The following is a 16,186-nucleotide window of genomic DNA, read 5'->3' as shown; positions in this document are numbered from 1 at the left end:
CGGAGAAGCACGCAAACGCCGCCCCACACCCCAGATCACCGGTCTCTACGATCGAACTCAGTGGCTGAAATGGTGGCAAGATGCCATCGCGGCACCGGCTTCCGCTGCCGCCCCGGAATCCGCTCCGAGCGTGGCATCCACCGAGGCGAACATCTGTCCCTATCCGGGATTGGCGGAATTCGACGAGCAGACCGCCGCCTGGTTTTTCGGGCGGGAACGTAGCACCGCCGCACTGCTCAACCAGGTCGCCGCCGCCGCGTGCTCCGGCGGAATGGTCATGCTGGTCGGTGCCTCCGGCGCCGGGAAGTCCTCGATGCTCAAGGCCGGGCTCATTCCCGCGATCCGCCGCGGCGCACTCGCCACCGAACTGTCAGCCCGGCCACCGATCTGGGTCATGGCCCCAGGGCCGGATCCGATGGCGGAACTTCGCCGCCTGATCCCCGGCCTGACCGTCCTCCCCGACACCACCGGGGACGCCGATTGCCCTGCCGATGCCGACACCGGAGACGACCGGGAGATCGCAGACCAGGTCCGCCGCGCGGTGACCGCGCAAGCCCACCGCGCCGGGGGACTCGGTGCCAGAGCCGTGATCGTGATCGATCAGTTCGAGGAGACCTTCACCCTCTGCACTCAGCCGCGGCAACGCCATCAGTTCATCCGGGCACTGGCCAGCGCCTGCACCGCCGCCGACGGAGAAGTGGCGCCGGCGGTGGTGGTGTGCGGGCTGCGCGCGGACTTCTACAGCGCCTGCCTGGACTACCCCGAACTCCTCGAGGGGCTGCAGCATCAGCAGATGGTGCTCGGGCCCATGAACGTCAAAGAGCTGGACTCCGCGATCACCGCACCGGCCAAAGCCGTGGGACTACAGCTGGAACCGGGGCTCATCGACCGGCTCCTGCTCGATCTGGGCGTGCGGCCGCGGCGAGCACGCACCCCCGAGCAAGGCCCCTACGACGCCGGGGCACTGCCCTTGCTCTCCCACGCCCTGCGCGCCAGCTGGCAGCGGCGCCAGAACGGACGGCTCACGCTCACCGGCTACCACGCCGCCGGCGGCATCCACGGCTCCGTAGCGGCCTCCGCCGAACGTGTCTGGGCTGACCTGGACGCCGCCGGCCGCGCGGCGACACGGGTGCTGCTGCTGCGGCTGGTGCGCTTGGGCGAGGACAGCCAGGACACCCGGCGCCGGGTCACCCGCGAGGAACTCCTCGACCAGACCGGCGACCCGGCCGTCACCGCCGCGGTGCTGGAAACCCTGGTCCACGCCCGGCTGGTGACCACCCACGCCCAGACCGTGGAGATCACCCACGAAGCGCTCTTGCACGCCTGGCCACGGTTGCGATCCTGGATCGAGGAGGATCGCGCGGACAACCTCATCCGTCAACGGCTAGAAGAAGACGCACGGCTGTGGCGCGACGACGGGCGCGACACCTCGGCTCTCTACCGCGGCGCCCGGCTGGAGGGCGCACAGCAGTGGGCAACCCAGAGCGGTCCCGGCACCCTGAGCGAACCGGCACGGCAGTTCCTGGCCGCCTCACAGCGACACCACCGCCGCAGCACCGTCACCCGGCGCGCCACGGTGGCCGTCGCGGTCGTGTGCGCCTTCATCGCCTCGACCATCGCCGCGGTCGTCATCGACCAGCGCGACGACGCCCGCTCCCGGCAACTCCTCGCCGAAGCCGACCGGCTTCAACAGACCGACCCGTCGCTGTCGGCGTTGCTCACCGTGCGCTCCCGGCACCTGCGTCCCGACGACGCCACCGTCTACACCCGACTGCTCTCCACCCAGCACTCCCCACTGGCCACCGCGCTGACCGGGCACACTGGCGCGGTCTACGCCGTGGCACTGCACCCCCAGGGGCACGCCCTGGCCACCGCCGGATACGACCGCTCGGTACGCCTGTGGGACATCAGGGACCGGGCCCACCCGGCACCGCTGGGCCCACCGCTGCTCACCCACACTGCTGCCGTGCGCTCGCTCGCCTTCAGCGCCGACGGCACTCTGCTGGCCACCGCCGGCGACGACCTCGCCCTGCACCTCCACGACGTCACCGACCCCACGCGGCCACAGCCACGGGGCCAGGTGCCCGCCGCGCACACCGGCATCATCCGCTCCCTCGCCTTCAGCCCCCACACAGCTCTGGTGGCCACCGCGGGGGATGACAAGACGACCCGGCTATGGGACATCACCAACCCCGACCACCCCAGACCACTCGGCCCGCCACTGGTCACCCACACCGGCATCGTGCGCTCGATCGCCTTCAGTCCCAACGGAAAGCTGCTGGCCACCGCGAGCGATGACAAGACCGTGCATCTCCACGACCTCACCGAACCCGCCCGCCCGACACGGAGTGGAGCGGCACTGGCCGGCCACACCGGCGCGGTGTGGTCGGTCCGCTTCAGCCCCGACGGCGCGACCCTGGCTACCGGAAGCTACGACAAGACCATCCGGCTGTGGCGGGTCACCGACCCCGGCAACCCCGCGCCGGTGGGAGCACCGTTGACCGGGCACACCGGCGCCGTCGGCACCCTGGCCTTCAGCTTCGACGGACGAGTGCTGGCCACCGGCGGCTACGACAAGACCATCCAGCTCTGGGACGTCCGCGACCCGGCTCGAGCCTTCTCCATGGGACCACCGCTGACCGGGCACACCAGCGTGATCTACTCCGTGGCCTTCAGCACCACCGGCTACACCATCGCCGCCGGCAGCGAAGACGGCCTCGGGCGCCTCTGGCGAAAATCCCCGGGACTGCTCCCCGGCCACACCGCCAGCGTGCTCTCCACCTCTTTTCGCCCCCACGGCGGTGTCCTGGCCACCTCCAGCGAGGACAAAACCGTCCGGCTCTGGGACCTTCAGGATCCCGAGGCCGCACAACCCCTCGGGCCACCGTTGACCGCACACACCGAAACCGTGTGGATGGTCCGCTTCAGCCCCAACGGTCACGTCATGGCCACCGGCAGCGATGACCGCAGCGCCCGCCTCTGGGATGTGCGCGACCCCGCCCGCCCCGTGCCGCTGGGACCACCGATCCTCGGGCACACCGGCGCGGTGCGCTCGGTGGCCTTCAGCCCCGACGGCACCATGCTGGCCACCGGCAGCACCGACAAGACCATCCGCCTGTGGGACATCAGCGACCCAACCCGGCCCCGGCCACTCGGCGAACCCTTGACCGGACACACCGACATCGTCTGGTCGCTGGCCTTCACCGCCGACGGGACGACCCTGGCCTCGGCCGGGGACAAAACGGTGCGCCTGTGGACAGTCACCGACCGGCAAAAACCCGCACCAATCGGGACACCGCTGGCCGAGCACACCGGCGCGGTGTGGTCACTGGCCCTGCACCCCGGTGGTCGGATTCTGGCCTCGGCCAGCAGCGACCGCACCATCCGCCTGTGGGACATCAGCGACCCGAGCCGTCCCAGCCGGCTCGGGCCACCGTTGACCGGTCACAGCGACACCGTGTGGTCGGTGGCCTTTGACAGCGTCGGCCAGCGTCTGGTCTCCGGCGGCTACGACCGCATGATCCGCCTGTGGGATGTGCGAGATCCAGCCCACCCCAGCGCGATCGGACAGGAGTTGGCCGGGCACCACGACACGGTCTGGTCGGTGGCTTTTGCCACCGACGGCCGCTACGTGGCCAGCGGCGGCAACGACAAGACCACCCGGCTGTGGAACCTCGACGAGGCCCAGGTCATCCGGCGGATCTGCGCCAACACCCAAGGAACCCTGAGCGAGCCCCAATGGCGCCTGCACGCCCCGGAACTACCGTTCCAGGACCCCTGCCGCCCCTGACAAGCAGGGTCACTTCGGGCCGAAGCGCACCCACTCCGGACCGCCGCCCTCCAGGTTCACACCCTTCTCGATCACCGCGAGGTTGTGGTGGAAGTGCACGCTCCTGATCAGCCCGTCGGTCGGCGCGGACTCCCGCGTGCCGGGCAGGATCTCCTCGTAATTGAGCCCATCGACCAGCGACTTCAGGAACCCGACGCTGGTGCGCGGTGAGTCGAGTTCCTCGCTGGTGCCGCCGAACCGCGGCCAGTAGGAGGTCTGCAGGTCCTCCACGGCGTAGTAGCCGCCCTCCCGCAGATGCGGGAACAAGGTGGCGAAGGTGGTCAGCACGTGGGCGTTCTGGTGGCTGCCGTCATCGATGATGATGTCCAACGGACCGGTTGCGGCCACTACCTCCAGCAGCGCCCGCGGATCGGCCTGATCGGCGCGCAGGGTGTGGATGCGTTGCTGGTCGTGCGGAGTCTTGTCGTGCAGGTCCACGCCGTAGACGGTGGCGCGCGGGAAGTAGTGCTTCCACATGCGCAGCGAGGCCCCGCCCGCGGCCGGGTTGTCGAAGCCGCCGATCCCGATCTCCAGGATGGTCAGCGGCCGGTCGCGCAGCGGTTCGAAGTAGCGCGGGTAGTGCGGGGTGTAGTGGTGGATGCCCCACTTGTCCGACTCGTACCGGCTGGCCAGCTCGGTCAGCGTGACCTCGTCGCGGTGATCCAGCGCGGCCAGCACACGTTGCGTGGCGGCGAACCAGACCGGCGGGCGCCGGAAGGAAGCGATGTCACCGACCTCGCGCAGCTCCACCCGCCGGGTCGAGGCAGTGGCGGCGCCGCGGGGGCCGAGCAGCTGACGGATGACCTCGCCCAGGTCCTGGCCGACGGTGGCATGCGGGTTCCCCGACCGGCCGGCGGTGTGGGTCGCGCCGGAGCCGGCCACGGTCACCACATGCTCGGCCGCTGCACCGCTGTGAGTGAGGACCAGCTGGATTTCGATCTTCGCGTCGGCATCCAGACGCGGCGGGTCCAGGCGGTAGGCGATCTCGTCGACCACGATCTCGGCACAGCGGGCCACGCCCAGCTCAGCGATCACAGCGGCGAGATCGTCGGAGTAGCCTCCCGCGGCTGCGATGAGCCGGGAAATGTCAGTCTGCATCGTGTGTATCCCCCTGGCCTTGATCGGCTTCACAGCCACGATACTGCCCACGAGGAGACCGCCTGATCGGCGGGCTGCGGGCTGGTTGGCCTCGAGGGGGGCGCTGGTGGCCAGGGGGGTGGACACACCAGCGCCCTTCGGGTGGACCCGCCAAGGGGGGAGAGGCAGGCCCACACGACCCAGCGTAGTTGGTGCCCGCGACACCGTCGCCGCTGTCGAGGCACCCGATCGACTGGATTGCTTCACAGCCGCGACGCGGCGCTCGCCAGTTCTCCCTACACAGACCCGTATCTGCGGTGACGTCACCGTCCGCGTCATCAGCTCGGCTCGACCGAGGCGGGTGTATCGCCCGAGCTGGCGTCTCCTGCGGTGCGGCGTCGGATCGAGGGCGGCAAGCGGGCGGTGACGGCTGTGCCGCTTCCCAGCCGCGATGAGCCGCCGAACCATCACCGCTTAGTGCTCCAGTCGGGTGGACCATCACCACCAGCCTCGAAAGGTCACTCACCGTAGACAAGGATGGCCCGCGGTGAACAATCGTGGGGGAGGACCAGAAGCGATGCGGGTCGACGACGAGACCGCTCCGCGATGGTGGACCCTGCTGGTGACAGGACTCCTCTGGCGCCTGGTGCGTGACTCGGAGTTCGCCGCCGAGATCAGGCACCTGTCGCTGCGACCGGCACATGTCCTGCAGAAGCTGCTGGCCGATCCCCTGACCGCAGCTGCTCTTGAGCATGCCTACGAGCCGGTGGCCGAGCGGCACCATGCCGTGCGACTCCACCGTGGGTTACAGCCAGAGCCGTTTCCCCAGGAATGGAGCCCGACCCGGTCCGAGCGGTACAAGGTAAGGGCGCTGGCCCTCGTGCCGCCTGCCTGGATCGTGCTGGTGATGGTCTTCGGTTCGCTAGTGCCAACGTGGGCCATCGTGGTGGCCACACTGATCGTTGCGTCCGTCCTGATCTACTGCGGCCTCACCGGACTTCCTCCGGATGCCCACCGGTGGGTTCGCTGGGCCACGGACCACTATCGGTTGGCCCTGCACATACCGAGGCACTGGTGGCGACAGGGACGGGGTCTGCGTCACGATGTGCTGGTTTCCGCCCTGCGAGAGTGGCTTCGCCGCCAAACGACCCCTTCCTTTGACCACGAACTGCATCTGCGCGATGCGAAGAGGCTGACCCTGCCCGCAGGTGAGGGGACGCTGGTGCACACTGCCGCAGTCAAAGCCTGTAGCCGGGAAGTCAACCGGGCCAAACCCGGGGCGGTGAGCTTGGCCGGAAGCCGCGGGTGTCGGCACGTCACCCGGTTGTGGATGGACGGTGTGCTGGACGCCGCGATCGCCGCCGTCGAGCATGTCGGAGACCTCGACATGCGCGCCCGCTACCTGACGACCCGCGACACCGAGCTCCGCGCATGCGACCAGGAGATGAAGCAGGCCAGCAGCGGCGAGACCAAGGCGGGGATCGAAGACGACAACACCAGCACGAGCACCTGGAGCTCACGCAGAACGGCCACGCCACAAACCTCATCAGTGCTGAACAACGTATCGACCAGTTGGTGGACCTGGGAGGCAGACAGGTCGATGCCGCGTTCCCGCAGCCTCCGCCCAGGCCAGTTCCTGGCCCAGGCGGGTGCCGCGGTAGCGGCCGAGTACACCCGAACCGGTCGCCGCCCCAGCACGGTCCAGTGGCAGCCAGGCACCACTGACAACAGCCCCGGTACCTCCTCTCCGCCCAGTCGACGATCAACTGCCGAGGATTCGGTACTCTCTGCCCTGGGGAGGTCACTGAATGTCACAAACATCGAAAAACGCCGAGGTCATCTCTTGGTTGGCCGAGCACACGATTCCGCTGGGCTCGGTCGAGCCTGGGAACGGGGTCGAGGACCTGGCTCCACTCGCCACCGCGCTGGAGGGGATCCGGGTGGTCGGGCTCGGTGAGGCGACACACGGCACCAGGGAGTTCTTCACCCTCAAACACCGGCTGGTCGAGTTCATGGTGACCAAGTTGGGGTTCACGGTGTTCGCCATCGAGGCTGGCTGGTCGAACTGCCGCGCCGTGGACGACTACGTGGTGCACGGCATCGGCTCGGCGTCGCAGGCGTTGAACAGACTCGGGTTCTGGACCTGGGACACCGAGGAGGTACTTGCCCTCGTCGAGTGGCTGCGGGAGCACAACGCGGCCCAGCCGTTGGAAAAACGGGTGCGCTTTCGCGGCGTCGACCCGCTGCTGGAACGGGTGGGAAGGGAAGCCGTGGCGGACTTCCTGGCCATGGTCGACGGCGAACGCGCCCAAGCCTTCCTCGCGGCAGCGAAGGACCTGCGCCCGGAGTTCCGCACCGTCGACTCCCGCCGCGTGATCGTGGAGTTGCTCCGGCCCGTGTGGCGCCGAATGCCCTGGGTGCCCGAGGACCCGGACCGCGTCCGGGCGCGCGCCGCCTGGAACACGGTTCGGGAGATCGCCGGTTGGCTGGCCGACAACCCGGTTGACAGCGACCAGTGGCGCGACGCGCTGTGGCACATGTGGGCCGTGGAACGCGCAGCGGAGGTGCGCACCCTTCCGTTGCTGGGCCAGAAGGGCGGTCACCTGCGCGACCGCTTCATGGGCGAGGCGGTGCAGCGGATCCTGGCCGAACAACCAGATGCCCGAGTGATGCTGTGGGCACACAACGGCCACCTGGCTGCCGCCACCCGCACTCGCAAGGAAGTCTCGCTGGGCGCTGAGCTGCGCGTCGCGCTGGGGGATGCGTACTACGCGCTGTGCCTGCTCACCAATGAGGGCAGCTTCCAGGCGGTGGAACTGAAAACGAGCAAGCTGGCCGAGTTCGTGCTCGACCCTGCCGAACCAGGCACGGTGGAGTGGCATCTGGCCCAGGCTGGCGGCGACTGCGTGCTCGACCTGCGCACTGCGCTGGCGGATCCCGGGATGCGGCAGTGGCTGGCCGGAAAGAACCGCATGCGCGCCTATGGGTCCATCATCGGATTCTGGCCGCTGCTGAAGAAGGAGAGCGCCGTGGTCTGTCTTGACACTGACTTCGACGGCATCGCCTACATCGCCAGGACCACCCGGACCCGGACGCGGGAAGTCAGTGGGCACGCACCGCTGCAGGGCGGTCAGCGACCGGATTAGCTTGGCGCGCTCGTGGCTCGGCTCGTCCAAGGTGCCAGCGACCAGCCGGGCCAGTGCGGTGGCCAGCACCTGGGCGTCGGGCGTCGGGCGGTGGGCGGGGCGTCGGGCGGTCGGTGGAGCTTCGGACGGTTGGCGGGGACTGCGGGCAGTCGGTGGGAACTTCGGACGGTTGGCGGGGACTGCGGGCAGTCGGTGGGAACTTCGGACGGTTGGCGGGGACTGCGGGCGGTTGGCCGAGGTTCAGGCGGTTGGCGGGGCTTCGGGGGGGCAGTGGGGCTTCGCGGGGCGGTGGGACTTCGGAGGGTTGGCGGGCTTTCAGACGGTTGGCGGCGAACTCGGGTGTTGTGGGGTCGGGCGGCCGAGGGTAGGTGGCAGCAGGTGGGTTGGTGTTCAGGGGCGGGCGGCTCGGTCTCGGAATTCCAGGGCGGCGGCTACGTGGTCGCTGGTGGGGCGGGTGGCTTCGTCGAGGTCGCACAGGGTCCAGGCGACTCGGAGGCAGCGGTCGGCTCCTCGGCCGGAGAGGAGGCCGTGGGCTAGGGATCGGTCGAGCAGGGTGGTGGCCGATTTGGGCAGGGCGAACTCGCGGTGCAGGGCTTGGCCGGGGACGGAGGCGTTGTTGAGCCAGCCTTGTTTGGCCCAGCGGTGCTGGGCGCGCTCGCGGGCGGCCAGGACTCGTTCGCGGACGGTGGTGGTGTTCTCGGGTGGGTTGTCGGGGTCGACGTGCATGTGGGTGAGCGGGCGCATGCGGACCTGGAGGTCGACCCGGTCCAGCAGCGGGCCGGACAGGCGGGCGGCGTACCGGCGGCGGGCTGGGGGCAGGCAGACGCATTCGCTGTCGCGGGGTGGGGCGCAGGGACAGGGGTTGGTGGCCAGGACCAGTTGGAAGCGGGCCGGGTAGCGGACCAGGCCGTCGCGGCGGGCCAGGCGGACCTCGCCCTGTTCCAGCGCGGTGCGCATGGACTCCAGGCGTTGCGGGCCGAGCTCGCCTGCCTCGTCGATGAACAGGACTCCGTGGTGGGCGGTGCTGATCGCGCCGGGTTTGGCCAGGCCGGAGCCGCCGCCGATCAGTCCGGCGACCGAGACCGAGTGGTGCGGGGCGACGAACGGCGGGCTGGTGACCAGCGGGGACTCCGGGGACAGGGTGCCTGCCAGGGAGTGGATGGCGGTGACCTCGAGGGACTGTTCGCTGGTCAGGGGAGGCACCAGGCCGACGAGGCGTTCGGCGAGCATGGTCTTGCCGGTGCCTGGTGGGCCGACGAGCAGGAGGTGGTGGCCACCGGCGGCGGCGACCTCCAGGGCCCAGCGGGCCTCGGGTTGGCCGAGGACGTCGGCCAGGTCGGGGCAGGGGGTCGTGGGCGCGCCGGTGGTGGGTGACGGGGTGGGGAGGTCGGCTTGACCGCGGAGCCAGCGGAGGACTTCGGCGAGGGTGTTGGCGCCGTAGACGTCCAGGTCGGACACCAGACCCGCCTCGGGGAGGGTGGGCGTGGGCACCACGGCTCGGCGGATGCCCGCGCGCCGGGCGGCGAGCAGGGACGGGAGGACGCCGCGGATGGGTCGGAGCCTGCCGTCCAGGGCCAGTTCGCCGAGCAGGGCGGTGGAGTCGAGCGCCTCCTGGGGGATGGCGGCCGCGGCGGCGAGTGCCACGCAGGCCAGGGCGAGGTCGTAGCCCGCACCGGTCTTGGGCAGGGCGGCGGGTGACAGGGCGAAGGTGATCTTCCGCTCGGGCCAGGGTTCTTCGCTGTTGCAGACGGCGGCCCTGACCCGCTCCTTTGACTGCTGGAGCGCGGTGTCGGGGAGGCCGACGATCTGTACGCCGGGGCGGCCGCCGCCGAGGTCGGCCTCGATCTCGACGAGGAGGCCGTCCACGCCGAAGAGGGCTACGGACCAAGCTCGGGCCGGGGGCATGAGGACAACTCCAGGCAGTGCGAAGGGGAAGGGAGGAGAGAGAAGGAAGGAGGAAGGGAGGACGAGAAGGGCGGGAGGGGCGGGAGGGGCGGCGGGAGAGCGGGAGCAGTGGGAAAGCCGGAGGGAGGGCGGAAGGGAGAGGGAGGGGCGGAAAGGGGAACAGGAGCGGTGGGAGAAAGGCAGGGAGGAAGGGCTGTGCGGCAAATGAGGAGGGGATGGAGGAGGTGGAAGGCCGTGAGAGGTGTCGGTGCGACAAGGAAGAGGGAAGGAGGAGATCGAGGGTGGTGAGAGACCTTGGGGTGGCAGAGAAGACGGGAGGGCGTTGGGGCTGTTGGGGCGGATGAGGAGGTGTTGAGCGGCTTGGGCGGAGGGGCTGGGGGCGCGGGTGGGCGTGCGGGGGTAGCCGAGGGGCCTTCGGGCTCGGCTGGGGTTGAGGCGTGCGGAGGGGAGGGAGGGCGAATACCGCGGGTGGATGTCCCGGGCGGGGTGCCTGCGGGTGGGGTGGGCGGCCGGGCGCTGGGAGGCGCGAGGCCAGCGCAGGGGCAGGGGCCGGGGCAGGGGCAGGGGCAGGGGCAGGCGAGGCTCAGGCCTGCGGGGGCTCGGGCCGGCGGGGGGCCGGGCCTGCGGGGCCGGGGCTCGAGCGGGGCGCGCTAGAGGATGGCGCGGCGGTGGTCGAGGATTGGGGGGTCGCCTGGGGGCCATTGGATGGCGATGAGGTCGCAGCGGATGGGGACCCAGGGGACGTGGTGCAGGGCTAGCCAGGATTCTGTGGTGTCGCGGATGCGGCGGGCCTGACGGGGGGTCAGGGCGGCGGCGGGGGGCTCGAAGGCCGGGTCGCTGCGGGTTTTGACCTCGCAGACGATGAGGGTTTTGCCGTCGGTGGCGATGAGGTCCAGCTCGCCGTGGCGGCAGGTGTAGTTGGTGTCCAGGATGGTCAGGCCCTGGGACTCCAGGTATTGCGCGGCCAGGGCCTCGCCGCGGCGGCCCAGGGTCTTGTTGTGGGCGGTGGCGCGGGATTCCAGGGTTGCGGTGAGGGTGGCCGTGGGGGGCATGGGGGCTCCTGGGTCGGAGGACGGGGTGTCTTCTTCGACCCTGGTGGGAGCGGGTGGGGAATGCCAGGTGGGGTGGGGCGGGGTGTGGATAAGTGGGTTGGTGGTGGGGTGGGGACCCGGGGGGTGTGGATAGGTCGCGATCTTGGAGCGGGTGGGGCGGGGGGTGTGCTATTGGCCGAAGGGGCCGGATTCGGGGAGGCGGAGGTCTGGCTTGTCCAGCTCCTCGACGTTGACGTCCTTGAAGGTGATCACCCGGACGTTCTTCACGAACCGCGCGGGGCGGTACATGTCCCACACCCACGCGTCCGACATGCGCACCTCGAAGTAGACCTCGCCGTCGGCGTTGCGCACCTGCACGTCCACCGCGTTGGCCAGGTAGAACCGCCGCTCGGTCTCCACGACGTAGGCGAACTGACCGACTATGTCGCGGTACTCCTTGTAGAGCTGAAGCTCCATCTCGGTCTCGTACTTCTCGAGATCCTCCGCGCTCATCCGCCTTCGACCCCTCGTCGTGACACTGCCGCCCCCTCAGCGAGGCGTCCTGGTGGAACCAACACATTCTGGACTACTGGGGCTACGCCGTTTCGGGCGGTCGCGAGCAGTCCGGTTTTCACCCGCCGGGGCGGGGTCATGCCGTGTTCGGCGGCGGCCGCGATGACGTTCGCGTAGCTCCACCGGTGTTCGTCGATCGGGCCGTGCGCCCGCAGTGCCGCGCTGTGCTCCGCGGTGCAGTAGCCCTTGTGCACCTCGAAGCCGTACCGCGGCCACTTCTGGTGCAGCTCGGTCATGATGCGGTCCCTGGTGACCTTGGCCAGCACGCTGGCCGCGGCCACGCAGGCCACCGCCTGGTCGCCCTTGACCACCGGCATGTTCGGCGCGGTCAGGCCGGGCACCCGGAAGCCGTCGGTGAGCACGTAACCGGGGTGGGTGGCCAGTCGCGCCACCGCCCGGCGCATGCCCTCCAGGTTCACCACGTGGATGCCCAGTGCGTCGACCTCGGCCGGGTCGATCACCACCACGGAGTGCGCCAGCGCCCGGTCCAGCACCAGGTCGTACATCCGGTCGCGGGCGGCCGGAGTGAGCAGCTTGGAGTCGGTCAGGCCCTCGAACCGGCGGATGTCACCCGGCCGCAGCACGCAGGCCGCCACCACCAGCGGTCCGGCACAGGCGCCCCGGCCCGCCTCGTCCACCCCGGCCACCGGGCCAAGGCCGCGCCGGTCCAGCGCGGCCTGCAAGGCCCAGTTGCCCGAGCTGCCACGGACCACCGCGCGCGGTGGGCAGGGCAGCTCGGCGGGTGGCGCGGCGCGGCGATCATGGGCGCGACCGGCCGGACGCGTCCTCGCCCCTGCCATGGTCAGTCGCGTTCCCGCTTCTGCCGCGAACGCAGCGGCCGTAGCCCCCGGCGGATCAGCCAGAGCGTGGGCACCGCGCCCGCGAGGCCGACCCCGGCGGGGATGCCGGCCTGCCACGGCGCGGCGCCAAGGGCGACGGCCTGCGGGTTCGGGTCGTCGATGCCCTGCCAGCGGCTCGGCGGCAGCACGATGACCTGCGCCTTGCCGATCACGTTGTCCACCGGCACCGGACCGTGGCCCTCGGCACGGGAGTCCGAGGAGTTGTTCCGGTTGTCGCCCATCATCCAGAGATGGCCCTGCGGCACCGTGATCGGGCCGAACCGGGTCTGGTCCTCGGGACCGCCGCGGTCGGCCTCCCAGTACAGGTACGGCTCGGTCAGCGGCTTGCCGTCGACCAGCAGCCGGTTCTGGTCGTCACAGCACTGCACCGTCTGCCCGCCGACCGCGATCACCCGCTTGACGAAGTCCCGCTCGTCCGGCGGCGCGAGGCCGATGAACGAGCCGAGGCCCTGCAGCCAGCGGACGAAGGAGTTCGACGAGCGGGACCCCACGATCTCCGGGCTCCACGAGTCGGGGCCGCGGAAGACCACGACGTCACCCGGCTCGGGGTTGCTGAAGCGGTAGGTCACCTTGTCGACCAGCACCCGGTCGTTCGTGCACCCGGCGCAGCCGTGGAGGGTCTGCTCCATCGACTGCGACGGGATCACGTACACCCGGGCCAGGAACTCCTGGATCAGGAAGGTGAGCAGCAGCGCGACCACGATCAGGATCGGCAGCTCCTTCCAGAAGGAGCCCTTTTTCTTGGGCTTCTTCGTATGGAAGGGCTTCTCCTCCGTTGCCCCGGCCCCGGCACGCGGGGTGCCGTGGGCGGGGGTGGAGTCATCCGGATCGTTGTGCTGAGGCTGGGAAGCCACGATGTCGGCCACCAAGTCAGGCTACGTGACGGGAGTTCGCCCCGATCACTTGGCGGGGACCGTGTCCCGCTTCTCCTTGATCTTCGCGGCCTTGCCGCGCAGCTCGCGCAGGTAGTAGAGCTTGGCCCGGCGCACGTCGCCGCGGGTCACCAGCTCGATCTTGGCCAGGTTCGGGGAGTGCACCGGGAAGGTGCGCTCGACGCCGACACCGAAGGAGACCTTGCGGACGGTGAAGGTCTCGCGGATGCCACCGTTCTGGCGGCGGATGACCACGCCCTGGAACACCTGGACGCGCTCACGAGAACCCTCGATGACGCGAACGTGCACCTTCAGCGTGTCGCCCGGTCGGAAGTCCGGGATGTCAGAACGCAGCGACTGGGCGTCCAGAGCGTCCAGGGTGTTCATGGGTGTTCCGTCCTCGTCATTCTCAGAGTTCTCACTTACGCCCTAGGTCCGTCGCCGTGTCCGCGAGAGGGCCCGTCAGGGGTGAGCTTCCGGTGTGCGCGCCGATCAGCGACCGGCAGCAGCAACCTGTCCAGTGTGCCAGACGGGGTAGTCGGGCACGAAATCGACCTGGTCAGGACTGGTGGTCCTCGGCGCGCAGCTGGTCGAGCAGCTTGCGGTCGTGCTTGTCCAGGGCGTCCTCGGTCAGCGCGGCCAGCAGGTCGGGGCGGCGGTGGTAGGTGCGCTCCAGCGCGCGGTCGCGGCGCCAGCGGTTGATCGCGGCGTGGTTGCCGGAGCGGAGCACCTCCGGCACCGGCAGGCCCCGCCAGACCTCGGGCCTGGTGTAGCTGGGGCCTTCGAGGAGGCCGTCGGAGAAGGAGTCCTGCTCGTGCGAGGCCTGGTTGCCCAGCACCCCGGGCAGCAGCCGGACCACGGCCTCGACCATGACCAGCACCGCGGCCTCGCCGCCGATGAGCACGTAGTCGCCGATGGAGACCTCGTCCACCGGCATCCGCGCCGAGGCGGCGTCGACCACGCGCTGGTCGATGCCCTCGTAACGGCCGCAGGCGAAGACCAGGTGCTCTTCCCTGGCGTAGGCCTGGGCCATGGCCTGGGTGAACGGGCGGCCGGCCGGCGTGGGCACGATCAGCCGGGGCGCGGGCTCGGCCGGGCAGATGTCGTCCAGGGCCTCGCCCCAGACCTGCGGCTTCATCACCATGCCCGGACCGCCGCCGTAGGGGCTGTCGTCGACCGAGCGGTGCACGTCGTGCGCGTAGTTCCGCAGGTCGTGCACGCCGAGCTGGATGAGGCCGCGGTCGAGGGCCTTGCCGAGCAGCGCCTCGCGCAGCGGGGCGACGTACTCGGGGAAGATGGTGATGACGTCCAGGCGCACGCGCGTTCGTTTCTAGGTCGTGTCCGGTGGATACCGGTCGATGAGCGTCGGAGTTCAGATTGTTCCTGGTCGTGCCGCCGTGGTGGCCTCGTACCGGTGTTGTACGTGGCCACCGCGGCGGTGCGGCCAGGGACGATCTGAGCCCGGCGATCGCGGCCGGTATCCACCGGACACGACCTAGTCGAAGAGGCCTTCGGGTGGGTCGATGACAACCCTGCGGCCTTGGAGGTCGACCTCCGGCACGATGGCCCTGACAAACGGCACGAGCAGTTCGGCGCCGTTGGCGTCGAGCACGAGCAGCTCGCCTGCCGGGCCGTGCAGGACCTCGCGGACCACGCCGATGGCGGCTCCGGTGGTGTCCACCGCGGCCAGGCCCTCCAGCTGGTGGTCGTAGAAGGCGTCCGGCTCGGTGATCTCGGGCAGCTCGCTGACCGGGACGGTGAGCAGGACCCCGCGGAGGGCGTCCGCGGCGGAACGGTCGGCCACGCCCTCGAAGGTCACCAGCAGCCGCCCGGCGTGTGGCCGGGCGGCTGTGATGGTGAGACTCCGGGACGCGCCCTGACGGGGCTTGCCGGTCAGGACCGTGCCGATGGCGAACCGGTCGTCCGGCTCGTCGGTGTGCACGTCCACGACGAGCTCGCCGCGGATGCCGTGCGACCGGGCGATGCGCCCGACGACCACTTCGGTGCTCACGGAGATGACGTCCGCGGTGCTCAGCGGTCGGTGTCGACGACGTCGACCCGGAGGCCCCGGCCGCCGATGCCGGACATGACGGTGCGCAGCGCGGTCGCCGTGCGACCGCCCCTGCCGATCACCTTGCCGAGGTCCTCGGGGTGCACGTGCACCTCAAGGGTTCGCCCGCGGCGGGTCGTGATCAGCTGGACGCGCACGTCGTCCGGGTGGTCGACGATGCCGCGGACCAGGTGCTCGAGAGCGTCCGCGAGTACCGTCATGCGCCGGCGTCCTCAGCCTTCTCGGCGCCCTCGGCGGACGCGGGGGCCTCGTCGGCGGCCTTCTCGGCCTTCTTCGGGGCCTTCTTCTGCTTCGGGGTGGTGGCGTCGGTCGACGGCTCGTCGCCAGCGGCGGCGAGCGCGGCCTCGAACAGCGCCTTCTTGTCGGCCTTGGGCTCCTTGACCTTCAGGGTGCCCTCGGCGGGGGCCGGCAGGCCCTTGAACTTCTGCCAGTCACCGGTCAGCTCGAGCAGGCGCTGCACGGGCTCGGTCGGCTGCGCGCCGACACCCAGCCAGTACGCCGCACGCTCGGCGTTGACCTCGATGAAGCTCGGCTCGTCCTTGGGGTGGTACTTGCCGATCGTCTCGATCGCCTTGCCGTTGCGGCGGGTGCGCGCGTCGGCGACCACGATGCGGTAGTACGGCTGGCGGATCTTGCCAAGGCGCATGAGCTTGATCTTGACGGCCACGGGTAGCGGTGCTCCTCGAAATTCTGTGCTGCTCACGGGTGAGCGCCTGCCTGCCCGCGTGGGGTTGCGGGAGCGGTGCGCTCGGTTGTCGGAGCCGTGGCACGGTGAGAGGGACCGACCATGGCGGACAGCCAGCCATTGTGCCAGATGGGGTG

General features: G+C 70.3%; 14 protein-coding genes. 3 read left to right on the top strand and 11 right to left on the bottom strand.

Annotation, left to right across the window (positions count from 1 at the left end; genetic code table 11):
• Positions 1 to 130 precede the first annotated feature (130 nt).
• Positions 131 to 3,790, top strand: coding sequence for a hypothetical protein (locus M8C13_RS19210; RefSeq protein WP_252482002.1), 3,660 nt, complete (start codon positions 131 to 133; stop codon positions 3,788 to 3,790).
• Positions 3,791 to 3,799: 9 nt separating this feature from the next.
• Here M8C13_RS19210 and M8C13_RS19205 read toward each other — a convergent pair whose 3' ends face one another.
• Entirely contained in the window at positions 3,800 to 4,927 is a 1,128-nt protein-coding gene (locus M8C13_RS19205; RefSeq protein ID WP_252482001.1) for a class I SAM-dependent methyltransferase, read from the bottom strand.
• A gap of 556 nt (positions 4,928 to 5,483) precedes the next feature.
• Between M8C13_RS19205 and M8C13_RS19200 the strand changes: the two genes are divergently transcribed.
• Both M8C13_RS19200 and M8C13_RS19195 read left to right on the top strand, forming a co-directional pair.
• The gene (locus M8C13_RS19200; protein ID WP_252482000.1) at positions 5,484 to 6,863 is read left to right on the top strand and encodes a hypothetical protein; all 1,380 of its coding nucleotides are present in this window, start codon (positions 5,484 to 5,486) and stop codon (positions 6,861 to 6,863) included.
• A 55-nt stretch (positions 6,864 to 6,918) separates the two neighbouring features.
• On the top strand, positions 6,919 to 8,052 hold the full coding sequence (locus M8C13_RS19195) for an erythromycin esterase family protein (RefSeq protein WP_252481999.1): 1,134 nt from the start codon (positions 6,919 to 6,921) through the stop codon (positions 8,050 to 8,052).
• Between the two features lie 390 nt (positions 8,053 to 8,442).
• On the opposite strand, the gene M8C13_RS19190 is transcribed toward M8C13_RS19195, so the two are convergent.
• From M8C13_RS19190 to rpsP, 10 genes are all read right to left on the bottom strand, one after another.
• Positions 8,443 to 9,957 (bottom strand): YifB family Mg chelatase-like AAA ATPase, encoded by a 1,515-nt coding sequence (locus tag M8C13_RS19190; RefSeq protein ID WP_252481998.1) that lies wholly within the window; start codon positions 9,955 to 9,957, stop codon positions 8,443 to 8,445.
• A 650-nt stretch (positions 9,958 to 10,607) separates the two neighbouring features.
• Positions 10,608 to 11,009, bottom strand: a complete 402-nt coding sequence (locus tag M8C13_RS19185) for a YraN family protein (RefSeq protein WP_252481997.1) — start codon at positions 11,007 to 11,009, stop codon at positions 10,608 to 10,610.
• Between the two features lie 168 nt (positions 11,010 to 11,177).
• Positions 11,178 to 11,501, bottom strand: a complete 324-nt coding sequence (locus M8C13_RS19175; RefSeq protein ID WP_086790123.1) for a DUF2469 domain-containing protein — start codon at positions 11,499 to 11,501, stop codon at positions 11,178 to 11,180.
• Positions 11,498 to 12,274, bottom strand: coding sequence for a ribonuclease HII (locus M8C13_RS19170; protein ID WP_252482119.1), 777 nt, complete (start codon positions 12,272 to 12,274; stop codon positions 11,498 to 11,500). Before M8C13_RS19170 ends, M8C13_RS19175 begins: the two co-directional genes overlap by 4 nt.
• 89 nt (positions 12,275 to 12,363) lie before the next feature.
• Entirely contained in the window at positions 12,364 to 13,287 is a 924-nt protein-coding gene (gene lepB / locus M8C13_RS19165) for a signal peptidase I (protein ID WP_374213096.1), read from the bottom strand.
• A 33-nt stretch (positions 13,288 to 13,320) separates the two neighbouring features.
• A complete protein-coding gene (rplS, locus tag M8C13_RS19160; RefSeq protein WP_252481996.1) occupies positions 13,321 to 13,680 on the bottom strand; it encodes a 50S ribosomal protein L19 in 360 nt (119 codons plus the stop codon).
• 172 nt (positions 13,681 to 13,852) lie between these two features.
• Positions 13,853 to 14,611 carry a tRNA (guanosine(37)-N1)-methyltransferase TrmD gene (gene trmD / locus M8C13_RS19155; RefSeq protein WP_252481995.1) on the bottom strand — a complete coding sequence of 253 codons (759 nt, stop codon included), beginning with the start codon at positions 14,609 to 14,611 and terminating at the stop codon, positions 13,853 to 13,855.
• A gap of 177 nt (positions 14,612 to 14,788) precedes the next feature.
• Positions 14,789 to 15,304: a ribosome maturation factor RimM gene (rimM, locus tag M8C13_RS19150; protein WP_252481994.1), complete on the bottom strand. Its 516-nt coding sequence runs from the start codon at positions 15,302 to 15,304 to the stop codon at positions 14,789 to 14,791.
• Positions 15,305 to 15,324: 20 nt separating this feature from the next.
• Positions 15,325 to 15,564, bottom strand: a complete 240-nt coding sequence (locus M8C13_RS19145; protein ID WP_086789136.1) for an RNA-binding protein — start codon at positions 15,562 to 15,564, stop codon at positions 15,325 to 15,327.
• Positions 15,561 to 16,031, bottom strand: a complete 471-nt coding sequence (rpsP, locus tag M8C13_RS19140; protein ID WP_252481993.1) for a 30S ribosomal protein S16 — start codon at positions 16,029 to 16,031, stop codon at positions 15,561 to 15,563. Before rpsP ends, M8C13_RS19145 begins: the two co-directional genes overlap by 4 nt.
• Between the last annotated feature and the right edge of the window lie 155 nt (positions 16,032 to 16,186).

The organism is Crossiella sp. SN42, assembly GCF_023897065.1.
Lineage (GTDB): Bacteria > Actinomycetota > Actinomycetes > Mycobacteriales > Pseudonocardiaceae > Crossiella.
The sequence above is the reverse complement of the archived record's forward strand: the minus strand, read 5'-3'. Positions and strand labels throughout refer to the sequence as shown.

Coding starts and splice junctions, on each gene's coding strand:
- M8C13_RS19200 (WP_252482000.1), top strand. CDS start 5,484: ATGCGGGTCGACGACGAGACCGCTCCGCGATGGTGGACCCTGCTGGTG.
- M8C13_RS19190 (WP_252481998.1), bottom strand. CDS start 9,957: ATGCCCCCGGCCCGAGCTTGGTCCGTAGCCCTCTTCGGCGTGGACGGC.
- M8C13_RS19175 (WP_086790123.1), bottom strand. CDS start 11,501: ATGAGCGCGGAGGATCTCGAGAAGTACGAGACCGAGATGGAGCTTCAG.
- M8C13_RS19195 (WP_252481999.1), top strand. CDS start 6,919: ATGGTGACCAAGTTGGGGTTCACGGTGTTCGCCATCGAGGCTGGCTGG.
- M8C13_RS19205 (WP_252482001.1), bottom strand. CDS start 4,927: ATGCAGACTGACATTTCCCGGCTCATCGCAGCCGCGGGAGGCTACTCC.
- rplS (WP_252481996.1), bottom strand. CDS start 13,680: ATGAACACCCTGGACGCTCTGGACGCCCAGTCGCTGCGTTCTGACATC.
- M8C13_RS19185 (WP_252481997.1), bottom strand. CDS start 11,009: ATGCCCCCCACGGCCACCCTCACCGCAACCCTGGAATCCCGCGCCACC.
- M8C13_RS19145 (WP_086789136.1), bottom strand. CDS start 15,564: ATGACGGTACTCGCGGACGCTCTCGAGCACCTGGTCCGCGGCATCGTC.